This is a genomic window from Vibrio sp. F13 (assembly GCF_020806305.2).
In the GTDB taxonomy this organism is placed as follows: Bacteria; Pseudomonadota; Gammaproteobacteria; order Enterobacterales; family Vibrionaceae; genus Vibrio; species Vibrio crassostreae_C.
Genome location: NZ_CP170176.1, coordinates 36,579 through 55,172, shown reverse-complemented (window position 1 = coordinate 55,172; position 18,594 = coordinate 36,579). Strand labels below are relative to the sequence as shown.

Here is an 18,594-nt window from a genome sequence, read left to right as displayed (position 1 = left end):
AGTAAGTTGCATAATCGGGTGAGATTTTACTACTTGCACCCACCCTTAACAATAAAGATTTTCCATATTTGAATGAATTCACAGATGAACAAAGTACATTATTATCAACAACTTGTAGGGTTGGATCACAGTTTTAAAATCAGACATGATTAAGTCGAGCATAAACTTTTGGATTTATAAAATAATTTCAAATATCTATTTTTTGAACCAATATCATAATCCACATCAAGATGAGCTCATCTTATTAATCGTGATAGGAATGTTTTTGGTGTGAAGTATGTAATTATCTGATTGATTATGTCTGTATTATTACTCGCTTATTCTCTCGCTACTCATTTTAATGATTTAAATATCAGGTGGATAAAAGCAGAGCTCCAGTGCTCGTCTTGTTTTCCTGACAATCTCCTGTGTTTATAGAGTAGTTACACCATAATCTCTGATGAAGTGATGACATTCGAGGTTTAAGCTTGCCTGCATATGAAACATTATTGCGAGTAATCCCTCGTAAATGATTGAGGTAGAGAGAATTTATGAAGAACGTACGATTAACATCATTACTTGGAACAGCAACCTTGTTTAGTGTCGTGGCGTTAGCTGGGTGTAGTCAGAAATCAGAGGTACCAACTCAACCGCAAGAGAATGCGAACCCCATCTGCAGCACTAAAAACCTGACGGGTGGTTGGTCGAAAAGTGAGATAACACCAGAAGCCAAGCAAGCTTTAAACGCAGTTCTTAGCCAAATGAACACTTCAGCTGAGCTCAAGCAGATCTTGAGTGTTCGAACTCAGGTTGTCGCGGGTTTGAATTACGCTATTGAGTTTGAAATGGATAATGGTGAAGTGTGGAACACCATCGTTTACCGTTCTCTACAAGGTGACATCGAAATGACGCAACCTGCACAGAAAGGTCTTCTGTGCTCATAATCTAGATGCGTCTGTATCTTGTGAGATAGGCTTATAGCAAATAAAAATGGCTCCGTATTGGGAGCCATTTTTGTTTTTAAGAAGACTGATTTGTTGAACGTTTTCAGTCGGCCAACTCGGGCTCAGCTAACTCCTGAACACAAGCACGGCTGATGTCTTCATCAATGTAGGCCATACCGAGTTTATTGAGGTAGTCCATGCGATCAGCAGTGCGAAGCTCGATGTCGGGGCCTGCAATGTTATTGGCTTGATAAATTTCAGTGAGGTGAGACATGAATTGCTCGCCCACACTCATCATCAATAGACTCATTGCTCCTACGTCCGGTCTTACTTTGGCACGTTGCTTTTCAGATAAGTTTACCGCTAATACGATAGGCTGTTCTTCACCTTCGAAGCGAACGCCTCGCTCACGAACGGTTTGTTGAGCCCAGTAGTACGCCAGTTCTTTACTCTGAGTGAGAAACACTGGCTCAACCGATTCGGTATAGTTGTTGCCGATGGTTGCCATAGTTTTTGAAGCTGCTTCGTTGAGCGCTTTGTCTCCAGAACGTTTTAAACCTTGGCCTTGAATCGAAGCCAATAAAGCTGAAGATGTGCCGTGATACCAAGTATCACCCGTCGCGAAACCATTCTCTGATAACAGTGTTTTTGCATCTTGTAGGTGTGTAGGTATTGAAGTCATAGGCACTCTCAACAAATAGGAATCTGAACAAATATGTATACAGTTAGCTTAAACAGAAGTTGTTCGGTTAACCGTGGTGTGGAACACAAATCTGAGGCTTTGAGATAAAGCTGGCAGTACAAGCTTTATCTCAAAGCCTTCCCCCGGATCTTACCTAAGTAAGAGAGAAGGACGGGGGAGGCTTTAGCGTTAGCGATTAATCAAATTGGTTCGATGTATTCGCTTCACCTGCAGCTTTCAGTGCGTTCTCACCAGCAAAGTACTCTTTGTGGTCATCACCCATGTCAGAACCAGACATGTTTTGGTGTTTAACACAAGCGATGCCTTGGCGTATCTCTTTGCGCTGAACATTTGCAACATAGCCCAGCATGCCTTGGTCACCGAAGTATTCTTTTGCAAGGTTGTCAGTAGACAGCGCTGCAGTGTGGTAAGTCGGTAGAGTAATCAAGTGATGGAAGATACCCGCTTCACGAGATGCATCCGCTTGGAATGTGCGAATCTTGTCATCAGCTCGTTTAGACAATTCAGTTTCGTCATATTCAGCACTCATTAGGCTAGCACGGTCGTAAGCTGAAACATCTTTACCTTCTGCTACCATCGCATCGTATGCTTGTTGGCGGAAGTTTAGCGTCCAGTTGAATGATGGAGAGTTGTTGTAAACCAGTTTCGCATTAGGGTGTACTTCACGTACGCCGTCCATCATCTCTTTGATTTGACCGATGTGTGGTTTCTCAGTCTCAATCCAAAGTAGGTCAGCACCTGCATTGATTGCTTCGATACAGTCAAATACACAACGATCTTCACCAGTACCTTGGCGGAATTGGTATAAACCTGAAGGTAGACGCTTAGGTCGAACTAGCTTGCCGTCACGGTTGAAACAAACATCGCCTTCAGCCATATCAGCAACATCAATCTCTTCAACATCTAGGTATGAGTTGTAGATGTCACCTTGGTCGCCCGGCTCTTTCACTACGGCGATTTCTTTTGTTAGGCCAGCACCTTGTGAATCGGTACGAGCAACGATGATGCCGTTGTCGATGCCTAGCTCAAGGAAAGCGTAACGAAGCGCACGAAGTTTTGCGTGGAAGTCAGCGTGTGGAACCGTTACTTTGCCGTCTTGGTGACCACATTGTTTCTCATCGGCTACTTGGTTTTCGATTTGTAGACAACAAGCTCCCGCTTCAATCATCTGCTTAGCCATTAGGTAAGTCGCTTCTGCGTTACCGAAACCAGCATCGATATCGGCAATGATTGGCACTACGTGTGTCACGTGGTTGTCGATTTTGTCTTGAATACGGTCTTGTAGGTTCACATCGCCTGCTTCACGCGCAGCGTCTAGCTCACGGAATAAACCACCCAGTTCACGAGCATCGGCTTGGCGTAGGAATGTGTATAGCTCTTCTACTAGGCCAGCAACGGATGTTTTCTCATGCATAGATTGGTCTGGAAGTGGACCAAAGTCAGAGCGAAGTGCAGCAACCATCCAACCAGAAAGGTATAGGTAACGACGGTCAGTCTTGCCATCAAAGTGCTTCTTAATAGAAATCAGCTTTTGTTGGCCGATGAAACCATGCCAGCAACCCAGAGACTGAGTGTATTGAGAGCTGTCTTCGTCGTAAGCCGCCATGTCTGCACGCATGATATCTGCCGTGTATTGCGCAATATCCAGACCTGTTTTGAATTTGTTTTGAGCTCGCATACGAGCAGCAGATTCAGGGTTAATTGCATCCCATGGAGCACCAGCAGCGCTTTTTGCAACTTCAATCATTTCGATATCTTGTGTAATTTGCGACATAACTATTCCTTAGTTTCACGTGGGGTATGGTTGCCAAATTGGCTTGGATTAAAACTTTGCTATGGACAAAGAATAACCACTCATGTGATAATTTTGTTAATTTATAGTTATTATATTCGGTATTTTTCTTATGAATATTGCTCGTATAGACCTTAATTTGCTTGTGTATTTAGACATGTTGCTACGTGAAAGAAACGTTACACGAGCAGCAAATCAATTGGGTATTACTCAACCAGCCATGAGTAATGGCCTTCGCCGATTGCGTGATCTGTTTGAAGACCCGCTATTAGTGAGAACAAGTGAAGGGATGATACCGACCGAACGCGCGCACAAGTTGCAGCCACTGATTCGAAACATCTTGGCGAATGTAGAGAAGACACTGCAGCCGACCACAGAGTTTAATGCAGAAGACAGTGAACGCGTGTTTCGTATCATGGCGAGTGACTATGCAGAGTCGACCATTATTCAGCCGCTATTAAAAAAACTGAGCGAGATAGCACCGAAAATACGACTGGATATAATGACGCCAAGTGATGTGAGCTATCAGGATGTAGAGCAAGGTACCGTTGATATAATTATCAACCGATTTGACGATATTCCTCAGTCGTTTCACCAGATGAGCCTTTGGCACGACGGGTTTTCTTGTCTATTTAGTTGTGACAACCCGATAGCCGACAATTTCGATATTTTGTCTTATTTAAAGGCGCAACATATTTGGGTAAGTAAGACTGGTATGGGAACGGGAGTCGGGATAAACCCAAGCGAAGCACAAAAGCTTGGTTGGATAGATGAAGCACTAATGCGCATTGGTAAAACCCGTAACATCACGGTGTTTACGCGACACTACTTGTCGGCGATTCTCTTCGCACAACAGAAGAACCTGATCCTGACTATTCCTACCAAAGCCGCTCAACTGCAGCGCAATAACCCTAGATTGTTGATCAAGCCTGCGCCATTTGCGATTGAACCCTTTGAGGTGAAGATGGCGTGGAGTCCATTGTTACAAACCAATCCAGACCACCAGTGGATGCGTCGTTTGATTAAAAGTGTCGCTAACGAAATCGAGAGTGGAGTAACGGAATAACACAGTTTTTAGGGTATTTTTTATATGAATATCCAATATAACCGGCATAAATTAGCTAAATTCATGTCCGTTAAGTAAGTTTAAGTCAGTAAAGTAAATTTGAGCTAGTCACGAAAATTTATTGAGTAGCCATAAATTAGTTTGAGAGAGATTTTATGAGCAGTCGTATTCAACAGGGAAGCTTGAACATTGATAGCACCCTCTACCAATTAATTAATGAGCAGGTGATCCCTGGAACAGGCATTGTCGCTGAAGACTTTTGGCAATCATTTGCAACCATCCTTGAAGATTTGGCTCCAAAAAATCGCGCATTGCTTATCAAGCGTGAAGATCTTCAACATCAAATTGACGTTTGGCACCAAGAGCGTGCTAGGCAAACGCTAGATCCTGTGGAGTACAAACAGTTTTTACAGCAGATCGGTTATTTGGTTCCTGAAGGCGATGACTTTCAAGTGACGACAGCGAGCGTAGAGCCTGAGATCGCAACACAAGCAGGGCCGCAGCTTGTGGTGCCAATCATGAACGCACGTTTTGCACTTAACGCAGCCAATGCGCGTTGGGGCAGCCTATATGATGCGCTCTATGGAACGGACGTGATCAGTGAAAGTGATGGCGCGGAAAAGGGCGGAAGCTTTAACCCAGCCCGTGGCGCTAAAGTAGTGACTTATGCTCGCGAGTTCCTTGATGACGCAGCGCCATTAAACGGCGTCTCCCATAAAGACGTCACCAAATACAGCATCAGTAACGCTAGCATCGGCAATAAATTAATAGCGACACTCGATAACGGCGAAGAAGTCACTCTCATTGATAGCGACCAGTTCATTGGCTATCAAGGTGACGCAAGTTCCCCTTCGTGCATTCTTCTTAAACACAATAATCTGCACATCGAAATTCAAATTGACCCGAGCGCACCGATTGGTAGCGTCGATGTGGCGGGAATTAAAGATGTATTAGTCGAAGCCGCTCTAACAACCATTATGGATTGCGAAGACTCGGTTGCTGCAGTTGATGGTGAAGACAAAGCATTGGCTTACCGTAACTGGTTAGGCTTGATGAAAGGTGATCTGCAAGAATCACTAGAGAAAAACGGCAAAACTATTGTTCGTAACCTTAATCCCGATCGCCAATACACCAGCGTGACGGGTGGTGAGATTTCACTAAAAGGCCGCAGCATGTTGTTCATCCGTAATGTCGGCCACTTGATGACTAACCCTGCGATTATTGATGCCGAAGGTAATGAAGTGCCTGAAGGCATTATGGATGGCATGATCACTTCGTTAATTGCGATGCATGATTTAAAAGGCAACAGCGCGTACCAAAACTCGACTGCGAACAGTATCAACATCGTAAAACCTAAGATGCATGGCCCTGAAGAAGTCGCCTTTACTAATGAATTGTTTGGCCGTATTGAAGATGCATTAGGGCTAGATCGATTCACGATAAAAGTCGGCATCATGGACGAAGAGCGTCGTACTTCGGTTAACCTTAAAGAATGTATTCGTGCAGCTAAAGATCGTGTTGTGTTTATCAACACAGGTTTCTTAGACCGAACGGGTGATGAGATTCACACCAGTATGGAAGCGGGGCCTTTTGCTCCTAAAACACAGCTGAAAACCATGACTTGGATTGGCGCATACGAAGATCAAAACGTTGATCTTGGCTTAGCTTGTGGCCTGCAAGGTAAAGCCCAGATTGGTAAAGGTATGTGGCCAGAGCCGGATAATATGGCGAAGATGATGGATGCGAAAATCGGACATCCACAAGCGGGTGCTAATACTGCTTGGGTTCCTTCTCCAACCGCCGCGACTTTGCACGCGCTGCACTATCATAAGGTGAGTGTACCAAGCCGTCAGAAAGAGCTTCGTGAGCGAGTGAGAGCCAATGTTGATGATATTCTTACTATCCCGCTACTGGGCAACCAAAAGCTGACTGCGCAAGATATTCAAAGTGAGCTGGATAACAACACACAAGGTATTTTGGGGTACGTGGTTCGTTGGATTGATCAAGGCGTTGGTTGTTCGAAGGTACCTGATATTAACGATGTCGGCTTGATGGAAGACCGAGCGACGCTGCGTATTTCAAGCCAACATATTGCGAACTGGTTACGTCACGGCATTTGCGAGGAAGCTCAGGTAATGAAAACCATGAAGCGCATGGCCGCAGTGGTGGATGAGCAAAACGCTGGCGACCAGAGCTACCGTAACATGGCGCCTGACTTTGAAAACAGCATTGCATTTTCAGCGGCGTGTCAGTTGGTATTCGAAGGCTGTGCTCAGCCGAGCGGTTACACCGAGCCAGTACTGCACGCGATGCGTCTAAAACTGAAAGCACAGGAATAGCGAAGCAACCGAATAACAAAAATAGAGAATGTAAAATACTAAAAAAAGAACCCCCCCTTTAACCGAGCCCAAGGTGCCGCGCTTTTATAGCGCGGCTTTTTTTTGATTCATTTTTGTGAAGGGAAAGGTGGAAAGTGGGTCAGGTTATTGATCACTAAGACTTAATTATTTCCGAGCCCTAATCACTGCCAGAACTTAGTTACTACCAACCTTATTTTCCGCCAAAGCAAAGATACTTAATGTCCATGTACTCATCGATGCCTTCTTTCGCACCTTCACGGCCAATACCTGATTGTTTCACGCCACCGAAAGGCGCGACTTCGGTTGAGATCAGGCCATCATTAATACCCACCATACCGTACTCAAGTGCCTCTGCGATGTTCCATACTCGATGAATGTTCTGACTGTAGAAGTACGACGCTAATCCATAAATGGTATCGTTGGCCATCTCGATAAGCTCTTCGTCCGTGTCGAATTTCATCACAGGCGCGACTGGGCCAAATATCTCTTGTTGAACGATGTCCATGCTGTGTTTTACATCTTTAAGAACAACAGGCTGAATGAAAAGCCCATTAAGCTCCTGAGTTGGCGTGACAGGCGCAGCACCTTGTTCAATCGCTCGGTTTATCAAAGCTTGGATGTTGTTCTTCGCATTCAGGCTGACAACAGGTCCAATCGTGACACCCTCATCTAAACCGTTACCAATCTTAAGCTGCTGAACCGCTTGAGCGAATTTAGCCACAAACTCATCGTACACTTTACTGTGAACGTAGAATCGGTTCGCACAGACACATGTTTGACCTGCATTACGGAACTTCGACGCCATTGCGCCTTGAACGGCCGCGTCGATGTCAGCATCGTCAAACACAATAAAAGGTGCATTGCCACCAAGCTCCATAGAGGTGCGTTTGATGCCTTTTGCAGCTTGAGCCATCAAAATGCTGCCCACACGGGTCGACCCAGTGAAAGAGATTTTTTTGATCAACGGATGCGAAGTGAATAGGTTGCCCACTTGTTCAGGGCTTTCACCAAGCACTACTTGGAGCAGATCCTTAGGGATACCCGCTTGATAAGCCAATTCAACCACAGCAAACGCAGAAAGCGGTGTCTCATCTGAAGGTTTCACGACAAAGCTACAACCCGCTGCTAAGGCAGGAGCCGCTTTACGAGTGATCATTGCAATCGGGAAGTTCCATGGCGTAATCGCACATGCGACACCAATAGGCTGCTTGATGGTCACCAAGCGTTTGCCAGCGACTGTACTCGGGATTGAATCGCCATAGGTTCGCTTCGCTTCTTCGGCGAACCACTCTATAAAACTCGCACCATAAACGATCTCGCCCTTTGCTTCGGCTAACGGTTTGCCTTGTTCAATCGTCATTAGCCGAGCAAGATCATCTTTGTTTTCAAGGATCAGTTGATGCCAGCGATGAAGTAATGCGGCTCGAGATTTAGCAGGTACTTGAGCCCACTCTTTTTGTGCCATGTGAGCGCGTTCGATAGCACTTGTTAATTCAGACTCAGATAAAATAGGTGCGCGGCCTACGAGTTCCCCAGTTGCCGGGTTTGTTACCGAAACAGCGTTTGTTGGTTCTGTCACCATAAAAGAGAGTAAGTGCTTGTTGTTAATGTTTAGCATCGTGTTTCCTTTGTCGTGATTACTTAAGTATGTTGCTGTTTATGATAAATGCTGGCGTTAAAATTATTTCGACCAAACATCGTTTGGCCGAGTACCGTTTAGCCGAATACAGTGACAACGGGGCAACAGGCTTCAATATGTACTTAAAGCCAGATCCTACTGTTAAGCTGAAATTATCAAAACTAACCCCAATTATCAGATTCTATTTTCGCCAGCGCTTTTGCTGCTTTTTGAAGTGCGGGCAAGAATTTTATTGCTTCATCCGGTTTCACTCGAATCACAGGCGCTTGTATCGCTAGGCCTAGGTTTGATTGACCTGTTGGTGATGGGATCAGCACTGCGATACAGACTAAGCCTGGTAAAAACTCTTCGTCATCAATAGCAAAACCTTGGATTTTCGCTTCTTCAATGTCTTTCTCTAGAGTCGAATAGTCGGTAATCGTGTTTACTGTGTATTGAGTCAGCGGCACATTTTCAATTAATCGTCTGCGCTGCGACTTAGACATATGAGCTAAAAACAGTTTTCCAGTAGCCGAGCAGTGCACGGGAACGCGAGAGCCGGGGTGCAGGTGAAAGCGAAGGGGGGCTTCAGTTTCGGCACGATCGAGATAGATGATTTCGCCACTTGAAAGAGCGGTCAGGTTACAACTCTCACCGACTTCTGCTCTCAGGTTCTCAAGGATAGTGCGTCGCGCGCTGTGCATGGTGCTATTCAAAAGTAGGTTTTCGGCAAGTTTTCTGAGTCGAATACCTGAGCTGTAGTGCTTTTCGTCGCCATCTCTTTGAATGATGCCCGCCGCTTCTAACTGTTGAAGCATTCGGTGCAGCGTGGGTTTTGGCAATCCGGTCTCTTCGACTAAACCTTGCAGAGAAATAAACTCGTCTTTTTGCGCTATCACCTCTAATAGTGCAAAAAGTCGGAGGGTCGGTGTATCCCCTTGAACTTGCGGTGTTTCTGTTTGCATACAGTGATTCATCCTTGCGATATGTCTATGCCTAAGAGTGTACATACTAAATCATTATTCTTCAATTATCTGAATAAAATTTGACCTTTTTTGTTATTCCAATAATATAAATATAAATTATGGAACGATTAATCTCAATAAATGGAATTTAAGATGAAGGCGATTGAACGGATTATTGACAAGGCTCACTTAGATCGTAAGCGAGTGGTTTTGAGTGAAGCTGAGGACCCGCGAGTACTAGCAGCCGCAAGAATGGCGATAGACAAACAGCTCGCTCACATCACCCTAGTAGGGGATGAACCAGCGATCATCGCTGCTGCAGAATTACATCACATTGATCTTGTAGGCATTCACATTGTCTCCCCACAAGCGTCATCACTCAAAGAAGTCCTCGCTGAGCGGTTGTATACATTAAGAAAAGCGAAAGGTATGACTTACGATGATGCGCTAGAGCTGGTTCTAGACCCACTCGTTTTTGCCAATTTGATGGTCAGAGAGGGGCTGGTGGATGGCACAGTTAATGGTGCGGTTTATACCACGTCTGATGTCGTGCGAGCTGCGCTTCAGATTATCGGCCCCGCGCCAGACAGTGAATTGGTGTCCAGTTTCTTTCTGATGATGTTGTGTGAGCCTTTCCATAATCTTAAAGGCGGCATGATTTTCAGTGACTGTGGTTTGGTGATTAACCCCAATGAAACCGAGCTAGCATCGATTGCCGTAGCCGCATCAAACAGTGCTCAAACGCTACTGATGGAAGAACCTAAAGTCGCAATGCTGTCTTTTTCGACCAACGGCAGCGCCAAGCACGAATCAGTCGATAAGGTTCGTAACGCGGCTCAACTCGTGAAACAACGTTGTCCCGGAATCGCCGTCGATCAGGACGTTCAACTCGATGCGGCGATTGTCACTGAAATAGCGGCGAAAAAGTTGCCTGATTCAGAGGTCAAAGGTCAATCTAACGTGTTGATATTTCCTAACTTAGAAGCGGGAAACATAGGCTATAAGCTTGCGGAAAGGTTAGGTGGTGCGGTTGCGATTGGCCCGTTGCTGCAAGGGCTGAATCAACCCGCGAATGACTTATCCAGAGGCTGCAGTGCTGAAGATATCTTTAATGTTATTGCCGTTACCGCAGTACAAGCGCAGCAAGGGAAAGCGTCTGACTCTAAGGCTGACTCTGAAGCTGATGGTGAAGAGAGCGAAGAGTCGGAGTTTGAATTCCGGTATTAACACTCGTTGCTTAAACTAACGCTGATATGCGCTCATATTTACCCCCAACAACCTAACTAGGATAGCTAATGGAGTTACCTGTTTTACTCGCCATTCTTGCCACCATTGCGGTAGGTACGTATTTCCAAACTGTCACTGGATTTGGTCTCGGTATCATCGTGATTGGGTTAACGGTCAGCCTTAATTTGGTATCCCTACCCGTTATTGCCGCAGTGGTCAGTATTGTGACTTTGTTCAATTGCTTGGTGGCGTTGATGGGTAAGCCACTGCTTGGGGAACTCAAGATTTTGGTGGTGTTAGTCATCGGTATTATTCCCGGCGTATCGATGGGCGTTTACTTACTGGATGAGTTGAGCGAGTCGGCAACTCAAATCCTAAGAGGGTTATTGGGTGCCATGGTGTTGTTCGCAGGCTTGAGCTTTATGTTCAAACCTAAAACTAGAACGGTCCGTTCGGCAACCGTATCTTTCCTTGTCTCAGGATTTAGCTCTGGGTTAGCGGGTGGATTATTTGGGATGGCAGGTCCACCGATTGTTTATCATCTCTATCGGCAGCCTTTTACGCTCGATCTGGTGCGAAGCACACTGCTGATGGTGTTCGCTTGTACGTCGATGTCCCGTACTGTCAATGTCTATGCGGCAGGCGACATGGAACAAAGCATATTGTGGTTATCGGCTATTGCTGTTCCTCTGGTGGCGCTTGTCACAATGTTTGCTCGACGTTTTCCACCGCCGTTGTCCAATGATCAACTCAGAAAGCTAGTGTTTACGGTGTTAATGCTGATAGGCGGATATTTGATGGCTGTCTCTGCATGGTCGTTGTTTGGCTCCTCGTAAAACCATTCTCGACCAAGGAGGCTAGTGATTCGCTAGCCTAAGCTTCCCTGTTTAAACACGCTTTAGCATCTCAAATATGCTCCTAGATAGCTCAAACAAGCAGCTCTCTTGTACATCTAGCGTGATGTTGCTGCGATAGTACGGGCTCAAATCCACTCCCATTCCCACACCATGAATCTCAATACCGTTTTTGGTCGACTCACGTTCAATCACCTGTTTGAGATGGTTATCTAAATAGAACTGATCGTTGGCGGTACTGGTAGCGGTATCCATCGGGCAGCCGTCTGAGAACACAATCAAAACCTTTCGCTGGGCGGTGTGCTGCTGCAATCGATGACTCGCGAACTGAACCGCTTCGCCATCAATCCCTTCTTTAAAGATGTCGGCTTTACGAAGACTCGCAATGCCAAGTCGAGAACGTCTCCAATGGGTATCAAAATCCTTAAACACGATGTGCCGAACTTCGTTTAAGCGGCCCGGGTGCTTTGGTTGGCCTTGTTTAAGCCACTGCCGATAGACCTTGCCACCGTTCCAGTTATTGGTCGTAAAGCCAATAATCTCGAAAGGGATGTTGGCCAGTCCAACGGATTTGAGAATTGTATCAATCAGTAGGCTTAGCTTGTGACTGTGCTTTTGCATTGAGCCAGAGCAGTCCATCAAAAATGTGATGGCACATTGAAGAGATGTACCGATGTCAGGTTGATAAAAGACAGTGCTATCCAATGGCGATGTGACGAGCTTGGTGATGGTAGTGGCGTTAACAATGCCTTCTTCTAAATGGTCCTGACGTCGGTTCCTCTGTGGTGTGGCAACAAAGCTAGTAAGCATAGCGGCTAAACGGCGAGTGTTGACTTGTCTCGCCATGATGTCATCGGTTAGCTTTTGTCTCAGTTCGAGTAATAGGGTACGCCTGACGAGTTTGTCTGCGGCGATGACTTGATCAAATTCTGAATTAAAGACCTGATAATTGGCGCCCGACAACTCGAATACCTTGCTACTGCCTGTGATGTCGGTATCGACGTCTTGATCTTGAATGTCACCATCAACAATCAAGGCAAGCTGTGCAAGGATCTTGATGTCTTCTTCAACGGTTGGTGTGGGTGAGTTATCACTTTCCTGTTCTTGGATGATTAACTCTTGTGCAAGGGCTGCAAGCTCATTGGCACTGTGTGCAAACTGTTCTTGGTCTGTTCTATGTTGCTTTAAGCGTTTAAAGCTGTGACCGAAGGTAGGCACGATGCCGGCGCGAGTCGATTCAATGGTCTCAGCAATGGGTTCCGAAACCGGAACACCGGTTAAGCGGGTGTGGATGACTTGCATCAGAGTAAACAGCAACATGCCTATTCGTGATTCGGTGAAGCCATTCTGATGATATTGGTCGCTCCAATACGCAAAGTTGAACTGAATGCTGGTGGTAACGCCTTTTAGATAAGATGGAACTTGCGATTCAATTCGCACCTGCTCGCAGAAGTCATATAACAGACGTTCGACCTCGTTTTTCGGTCGCAATGAGTAGTGAAGATCAGCATCTGAAAGCAAGAGTCGTAATGCCGATGAATCGATCTTGCCTTGCATCGAAAGCTTACTGTTTTTCAGCTCGTGGCGAGATACAAAGGTGAGATCGTTGGTGTGGGCAGACTGGTAATAACAGGGCTTATTGCCTTTATAGAGTCGTTCTCCCCGATAGTTCAGATCGAGTTCACCACTGATTGCTCTGGCGACAGACACACCAATATCGAGGATCTTTTTCTGCTGAGAAGAAATATTGGCCATGGTTTACGACTCCGAGTGCGAATAATTTTGAGTATGCGCTTCCAAGGCTTCACCAAAGCAACGGAAATAGTATTCGTTAACCAGTTCTTTCTCTTCGTCTTCGCAGCGATTTAAGAATGAAAGCCTAAATGCCGTCGCTACATCGTCGAATATTTGGATGTATTCAGCCCAAGTGAGCACTGTACGCGGAGACATCACAGTCGAAAGGTCGCCAGCCCGAAACCCGTTACGCGTTAATCCTGAGGTGGCGATCATTTTCTCAACCAGTTGTTGGCCACTTTCATTATTCAGCTCTGGAAGCTTGGATAACACGATCTTAGTTTCATGCTGTGGATCTAAATAGTTAAGTGTGGCGATGATGTTCCATCTATCTAATTGACTGTGGTTAAGCACTTGAGTGCCCGAATACAAACCTGAGAAGTTACCCAAGCCAAGCGTGTTGCAGGTAGCAAACAGGCGGAAAGAAGGGTGAGGCGTGATCACTCGGTTTTGTTCTAAAGAGGTGTATTTTCCGTCTTGCTCTAATAGCTGTTGAATCACAAACATCACGTCAGGACGACCAGCGTCGTACTCATCTAACACCAGTGCGATGGGTTGTTGAATGCTCTGAGGAAGAATGCCTTCCTTAAACTCAGTCACCTGCATTCCGTCTTTAATGACGATGCTGTCTTTACCTATGAAATCCAAGCGACTTAGGTGTCCGTCTAGGTTGATCCGCAAGCATGGCCAGTTCAATCTCGCGGCAATTTGCTCAATGTGAGACGACTTGCCCGTTCCGTGTGTGCCTTGAATCAGTGTGCGACGATTGGAGGTGAACCCTGCCAATATCGCTAGCGTCACTTCAGGGTCAAAACAGTAGTTAGGATCGACTTTCGGCACATATTCGCCCGCATGTTCAAATGCCATCACGGTTAGATTGCTGTCGATCCCAAAGCGTTCTCTCACACTTACCGGTTGCGTTGGTATCAATTCCGCCTCTTTCATCATATTTCCCTCTATATAGCTCATCACTTGTCGCTGCTATCGCGATATGACATCGATTATTAACAGCTCCTCTTAAGTTAATGGCACTTTTTGTACGAAAAACTACCAATAATGTGATCCAGTTTTATTAATTAGAATGAATTATTCCAATTTAATATAAAAAGTTGACGCGCAAAAATTCTACTACTAAGGTGAAAATGAATTCGAAAAAGAGACAATTCATTCCGAAAAATGAAATTTTGGTTAACTCAAGGAGAATGGAAGAATGAGCGAGCAAGAAAAACGTACGGTTGTTTCCGGCACAGTAACAATGACACCATCAGAAGCGTTCGTTGAAACTATGGTTGCTAATGATGTTACCGACATGTTCGGCATCATGGGGTCAGCATTTATGGACGCAATGGATATCTTTGCTCCTGCTGGCATTCGATTGGTCCCAGTGGTACACGAGCAAGGTGCTGCTCACATGGCAGATGGTTACTCTCGTGTATCTGGTCGTCATGGCGTAGTTATCGGGCAAAATGGCCCGGGTATTAGTAACTGTGTGACTGCGATTGCAGCGGCGTTCTGGGCACATAGCCCGGTCGTAATTGTGACGCCTGAGACAGGCACCAAAACAATGGGCTTAGGTGGTTTCCAAGAGTGTAACCAGCTTCCAATGTTCCAAGAGTTTACTAAGTATCAAGGACATGTAACGCACCCAGACCGTATGGCGGAATACACAGGCCGATGTTTTGACCGCGCAATGAGCGAAATGGGTCCGACTCAGCTGAACATCCCACGTGACTACTTCTACGGTGAAATTCAAACTGAGATCCCTAAACCCGCGCGTTTAGACCGTGGTCCCGGTGGCGAGAAATCTCTAAATGAAGCGGCAGACCTGATTGCTGAAGCGAAATTCCCAGTCATCATTTCTGGTGGCGGCGTGGTAATGGCAGATGCAGTTCAAGAGTGTGCAGCGTTGGCGGAAAGACTAGGCGCACCCGTAGTGAACAGCTACCTACATAATGACTCTTTCCCTGCGAGTCACCCATTATGGTGTGGTCCTTTAGGCTACCAAGGTTCGAAAGCAGCAATGAAATTGATGGCTCAAGCGGATGTGGTTATCGCTTTGGGTACACGTCTCGGTCCATTTGGTACCTTGCCTCAACATGGCATGGACTACTGGCCGAAGAACGCGAAAATCATTCAGATTGATGCCGACAACAAGATGCTTGGTTTGGTTAAGAAGATTTCGGTTGGTATCTGTGGTGATGCGAAAGCCGCTGCGGTTGCTCTATCTGAAAGATTGGAAGGCCGCGCACTGTTGTGTGATGACAATAAAGGCGCTCGTCAAGATACAGTCGCAACAGAGAAAGCACTGTGGGAAAAAGAGCTTGATGAGTGGACACACGAACGTGACTCGTTCAGCTTAGATATGATTGAAGAAAACTCTCACGAGACTCCGTTCTCTGGTGGTGAATACCTACACCCACGCCAAGTACTGCGTGAGCTAGAAAAAGCGATGCCAGAAGATGTAATGGTCTCGACGGATATCGGTAACATCAACTCAGTGGCAAACAGCTACTTACGCTTTGAAAAACCACGTAGCTTCTTTGCTGCAATGAGTTTCGGTAACTGTGGTTACGCATTCCCGACCATCATTGGTGCGAAAGCAGCGGCACCTCATCGTCCCGCTATTTCTTATGCTGGCGATGGTGCGTGGGGCATGAGCTTGATGGAAACCATGACATGTGTTCGCCATAACATTCCAGTGACAGCCGTGGTATTCCACAACCGTCAATGGGGTGCAGAGAAGAAGAACCAAGTCGACTTCTACAACCGACGCTTTGTTGCGGGTGAACTTGAAAACCAAAGCTTTGCAGAAATCGCAAGAGCTATGGGCGCTGAAGGTATCACGGTTGATAAGCTAGAAGACGTAGGTCCAACCTTGCAAAAAGCAATCGACATGCAGATGAACGAAGGCAAAACAACCATCATTGAAATCATGTGTACTCAGGAATTGGGCGACCCGTTCCGCCGAGATGCACTATCAACACCAGTTCGTTTCCTAGATAAATACAAAGATTACGTATAAGTCATAGGAAGTTTGTCCGGCCACGGTATTTTCGAGAGTGTTAGAGAAAGTGCAATCGAGAATGTGGTCGGGCAATATTAACGGGTATTGGCAATGTACTTAAGTGAATACCGGCAACCCGTATTTCAATAATCCTTAGTCAAACGTTAGAACATGAATTAAATGACTGTTGTACATATAAGTGGTTTTAGTTATATAAACTTTGTCGTTCCTTATTAATCGACCCTTAGCTAATTTCTCCTTAGTTAATAGTTTTATAACTGTTAGTTATTGATGAGGATATATGGCCATTGATAAAGACATATACCTATTGTCATTTTTAAAATCATTCGTAACGATACTGATTAACCATGATAGTTAATTTTTAATTGTAATAAATTTAAATTAAGTGACCTATTACATGCATGCTGTGAACAATAAACGTTATATAAGCTCACTCGAAGAGCTGTATAAAATAATTGATTCATTAATGAATGAATGCAGTGACCAACGTGGTTTGATGTATAACGTGTGTGATTATGAAAACAGTAATCTAATGCCAAGTTTAGGCCGTTCCAATCGTAAGAACATACGCCGTGTCGAACAAGAGTTGCTTTCAACAGTGAGAGTTTACGGTGGTCACTCGCTGAGTTCTAACGACATAAATGACTGGTTATTGATGTGTTTAGCCAAAAAGCAGGGCTTTCCCACCCGTTTACTGGAATGGACCGATAACCTGTTAAATGCGCTTTGGTCGGTGTGTCACAGCCAAAGTAAAGACTGCATAAACATAATTAAAGCTATTGATTATCAGCGGGTTAGTGTTTTTAGCTCGCCGTGTAATATCAACAAAACTCAGATATTTAATGTGGCGGATTGCGATCAGCAAGAGCCGCGCAAGGACAAGTGGTATTCCATTCACCCATTTAAGGAAGGTGGCAATGATGCCATTCAGCCTCTGTACGATGAGAAAGAATATTCAAACGGTCTAGTGTCCGTTCATATTCTTCCATCAGTAAAAGTAAACCTGATAAAGGAGTTAATATCCATGAACGTTTTAAATGAACCGACTGATTATATCGAAGAGAAGCTAACCGATATAAAAAATGAAGCCCATATAGATAACAATCAAGTTATTAATAAAGGTGAGGGGAATATTGAATTACAAGTGAATACCCATAACCGTAAACTTGAGCAGTATGGCCGAAAGTACCATCAAGATTTTGACTTCGACTAAAGTCTAATATTTCTAATTATTTTATTTAGACCTCGTATAAATCTAGTGAGTGACTGTGTAAATAAAATTAGAACACTAATTAATTTATAAAAAGATGAAATCTGTGAGCTTAAAGATTGTTTATAAAGTAACTCGAAGTTAGAGTGATGAACCTTGTTATCAAGTTGTTAAATTTTCACAGATCTAGTTTAAACACTCTAATAAAAAAGTGGCGCAAAGCTACTGAAATCTAAACCAATAACGAAAACATAAAGGATTCTGGAATATGAATATGCAAACCAATGCAACGACATTCGTGCTGGAAAACCAAGTCGACACCGCCTTTTTACAGTCTTTTAGTGATGCATGGAATAACCATGATATTGAAGCGCTAATGTCGTTTATGACCGAAGACTGTGTCTTCCACACCGTGGCAGGAGAAGGCGAGCTTGGCAACACTATCGAAGGGTACGAAGCCGTTCGCAATAGCTTTGAATTGGTTTGGCAGAACTTTCCAGATGCAGCCTGGAGCGACCCTGTCCACTTTGTGTGTGGAGACCGCGCGGCAAGCGAATCAACGTTCTCTGCGACTAACCCAGATGGCACCGTCATCGAAGCTCGTATGGTTGATGTGTTTACCCTGAAAGATGGAAAAATCAGCGTAAAAATCTAAGCCCTGACGATAAGCCAATTCTTACTGAGATGTTAAATCGAGCCAAAGAAAATGGTCGTGGCGTTTACACCTATCGATGGTTAAATCCGCTGTCGAGCAAAGTGGAAACCAAGCACACTTACTATCGAGTGATCGACAATAAGCTGGTTGGTGTTGGTTATTACACAAATTCAAACAACACGTAAAAGTGTTTCTACTGAGCCCTCAACCCAGTTAGATAAAGGGCTGGGGGCTCAAAATGCCGGTTTGTGTAAAAAAGCAATTTAGTAAAATTAACACTGTGAAATTTTTGTTGTGAAATTGTTTCTAAAATACAAGTAGTATGAAATACATGGAAGCAACACAGTAAAGAACAATTTTGAAAAGGGTCAATCAGGATTTTTGACCTACATGAAATTCAAA

General features: G+C 44.9%; 14 protein-coding genes and 1 pseudogene. 9 read left to right on the top strand and 6 right to left on the bottom strand.

Going from position 1 to position 18,594, the window contains the following annotated elements:
• Positions 1-530 precede the first annotated feature (530 nt).
• Positions 531-923: a cystatin domain-containing protein gene (locus tag LMH68_RS15265; RefSeq protein WP_017064277.1), complete on the top strand. Its 393-nt coding sequence runs from the start codon at positions 531-533 to the stop codon at positions 921-923.
• A 103-nt stretch (positions 924-1,026) separates the two neighbouring features.
• Here LMH68_RS15265 and LMH68_RS15260 read toward each other — a convergent pair whose 3' ends face one another.
• Positions 1,027-1,605 carry a hypothetical protein gene (locus tag LMH68_RS15260; RefSeq protein WP_017067975.1) on the bottom strand — a complete coding sequence of 193 codons (579 nt, stop codon included), beginning with the start codon at positions 1,603-1,605 and terminating at the stop codon, positions 1,027-1,029.
• A 196-nt stretch (positions 1,606-1,801) separates the two neighbouring features.
• Positions 1,802-3,400: an isocitrate lyase gene (locus tag LMH68_RS15255; protein ID WP_017064278.1), complete on the bottom strand. Its 1,599-nt coding sequence runs from the start codon at positions 3,398-3,400 to the stop codon at positions 1,802-1,804.
• 130 nt (positions 3,401-3,530) lie between these two features.
• Here LMH68_RS15255 and LMH68_RS15250 point away from each other — a divergent pair, with 130 nt between their 5' ends.
• Positions 3,531-4,484 (top strand): LysR family transcriptional regulator, encoded by a 954-nt coding sequence (locus LMH68_RS15250; protein ID WP_009845781.1) that lies wholly within the window; start codon positions 3,531-3,533, stop codon positions 4,482-4,484.
• Between the two features lie 155 nt (positions 4,485-4,639).
• Positions 4,640-6,823 (top strand): malate synthase G, encoded by a 2,184-nt coding sequence (locus LMH68_RS15245; RefSeq protein WP_229647394.1) that lies wholly within the window; start codon positions 4,640-4,642, stop codon positions 6,821-6,823.
• A gap of 211 nt (positions 6,824-7,034) precedes the next feature.
• Here LMH68_RS15245 and LMH68_RS15240 read toward each other — a convergent pair whose 3' ends face one another.
• Both LMH68_RS15240 and LMH68_RS15235 read right to left on the bottom strand, forming a co-directional pair.
• Positions 7,035-8,462, bottom strand: coding sequence for an NAD-dependent succinate-semialdehyde dehydrogenase (locus LMH68_RS15240; protein ID WP_229647393.1), 1,428 nt, complete (start codon positions 8,460-8,462; stop codon positions 7,035-7,037).
• 182 nt (positions 8,463-8,644) lie between these two features.
• The gene (locus LMH68_RS15235) at positions 8,645-9,427 is read right to left on the bottom strand and encodes an IclR family transcriptional regulator (RefSeq protein ID WP_229647392.1); all 783 of its coding nucleotides are present in this window, start codon (positions 9,425-9,427) and stop codon (positions 8,645-8,647) included.
• Between the two features lie 153 nt (positions 9,428-9,580).
• Between LMH68_RS15235 and pta the strand changes: the two genes are divergently transcribed.
• The gene (pta, locus tag LMH68_RS15230; RefSeq protein WP_229647391.1) at positions 9,581-10,654 is read left to right on the top strand and encodes a phosphate acetyltransferase; all 1,074 of its coding nucleotides are present in this window, start codon (positions 9,581-9,583) and stop codon (positions 10,652-10,654) included.
• Positions 10,655-10,722: 68 nt separating this feature from the next.
• Positions 10,723-11,490: a sulfite exporter TauE/SafE family protein gene (locus LMH68_RS15225; protein WP_229647390.1), complete on the top strand. Its 768-nt coding sequence runs from the start codon at positions 10,723-10,725 to the stop codon at positions 11,488-11,490.
• 51 nt (positions 11,491-11,541) lie between these two features.
• On the opposite strand, the gene LMH68_RS15220 is transcribed toward LMH68_RS15225, so the two are convergent.
• Both LMH68_RS15220 and LMH68_RS15215 read right to left on the bottom strand, forming a co-directional pair.
• On the bottom strand, positions 11,542-13,263 hold the full coding sequence (locus LMH68_RS15220; RefSeq protein ID WP_229647389.1) for a cobaltochelatase CobT-related protein: 1,722 nt from the start codon (positions 13,261-13,263) through the stop codon (positions 11,542-11,544).
• A 3-nt stretch (positions 13,264-13,266) separates the two neighbouring features.
• The gene (locus tag LMH68_RS15215) at positions 13,267-14,250 is read right to left on the bottom strand and encodes an AAA family ATPase (protein WP_229647388.1); all 984 of its coding nucleotides are present in this window, start codon (positions 14,248-14,250) and stop codon (positions 13,267-13,269) included.
• A 262-nt stretch (positions 14,251-14,512) separates the two neighbouring features.
• Between LMH68_RS15215 and xsc the strand changes: the two genes are divergently transcribed.
• The 4 genes and pseudogenes from xsc to LMH68_RS15195 all read left to right on the top strand — a co-directional run.
• The gene (xsc, locus tag LMH68_RS15210; RefSeq protein WP_229647387.1) at positions 14,513-16,324 is read left to right on the top strand and encodes a sulfoacetaldehyde acetyltransferase; all 1,812 of its coding nucleotides are present in this window, start codon (positions 14,513-14,515) and stop codon (positions 16,322-16,324) included.
• 400 nt (positions 16,325-16,724) lie between these two features.
• Positions 16,725-17,540 (top strand): FRG domain-containing protein, encoded by an 816-nt coding sequence (locus LMH68_RS15205; protein WP_229647386.1) that lies wholly within the window; start codon positions 16,725-16,727, stop codon positions 17,538-17,540.
• Positions 17,541-17,805: 265 nt separating this feature from the next.
• The gene (locus LMH68_RS15200) at positions 17,806-18,192 is read left to right on the top strand and encodes a nuclear transport factor 2 family protein (protein WP_229647385.1); all 387 of its coding nucleotides are present in this window, start codon (positions 17,806-17,808) and stop codon (positions 18,190-18,192) included.
• Positions 18,186-18,377: pseudogene (locus LMH68_RS15195) on the top strand (cache domain-containing protein); the annotation flags it as partial. The gene LMH68_RS15200 and the pseudogene LMH68_RS15195, both read left to right, overlap by 7 nt.
• Positions 18,378-18,594 lie beyond the last annotated feature (217 nt).

Bases quoted from the DNA above. Each gene is read 5' to 3' on its own strand.
- LMH68_RS15225 (WP_229647390.1), top strand. From the start codon at position 10,723: ATGGAGTTACCTGTTTTACTCGCCATTCTTGCCACCATTGCGGTAGGT.
- LMH68_RS15205 (WP_229647386.1), top strand. From the start codon at position 16,725: ATGCATGCTGTGAACAATAAACGTTATATAAGCTCACTCGAAGAGCTG.
- LMH68_RS15245 (WP_229647394.1), top strand. From the start codon at position 4,640: ATGAGCAGTCGTATTCAACAGGGAAGCTTGAACATTGATAGCACCCTC.
- LMH68_RS15255 (WP_017064278.1), bottom strand. From the start codon at position 3,400: ATGTCGCAAATTACACAAGATATCGAAATGATTGAAGTTGCAAAAAGC.
- pta (WP_229647391.1), top strand. From the start codon at position 9,581: ATGAAGGCGATTGAACGGATTATTGACAAGGCTCACTTAGATCGTAAG.
- LMH68_RS15260 (WP_017067975.1), bottom strand. From the start codon at position 1,605: ATGACTTCAATACCTACACACCTACAAGATGCAAAAACACTGTTATCA.
- LMH68_RS15240 (WP_229647393.1), bottom strand. From the start codon at position 8,462: ATGCTAAACATTAACAACAAGCACTTACTCTCTTTTATGGTGACAGAA.
- LMH68_RS15200 (WP_229647385.1), top strand. From the start codon at position 17,806: ATGAATATGCAAACCAATGCAACGACATTCGTGCTGGAAAACCAAGTC.
- LMH68_RS15215 (WP_229647388.1), bottom strand. From the start codon at position 14,250: ATGATGAAAGAGGCGGAATTGATACCAACGCAACCGGTAAGTGTGAGA.
- LMH68_RS15250 (WP_009845781.1), top strand. From the start codon at position 3,531: ATGAATATTGCTCGTATAGACCTTAATTTGCTTGTGTATTTAGACATG.
- LMH68_RS15235 (WP_229647392.1), bottom strand. From the start codon at position 9,427: ATGCAAACAGAAACACCGCAAGTTCAAGGGGATACACCGACCCTCCGA.
- LMH68_RS15265 (WP_017064277.1), top strand. From the start codon at position 531: ATGAAGAACGTACGATTAACATCATTACTTGGAACAGCAACCTTGTTT.
- LMH68_RS15220 (WP_229647389.1), bottom strand. From the start codon at position 13,263: ATGGCCAATATTTCTTCTCAGCAGAAAAAGATCCTCGATATTGGTGTG.
- xsc (WP_229647387.1), top strand. From the start codon at position 14,513: ATGAGCGAGCAAGAAAAACGTACGGTTGTTTCCGGCACAGTAACAATG.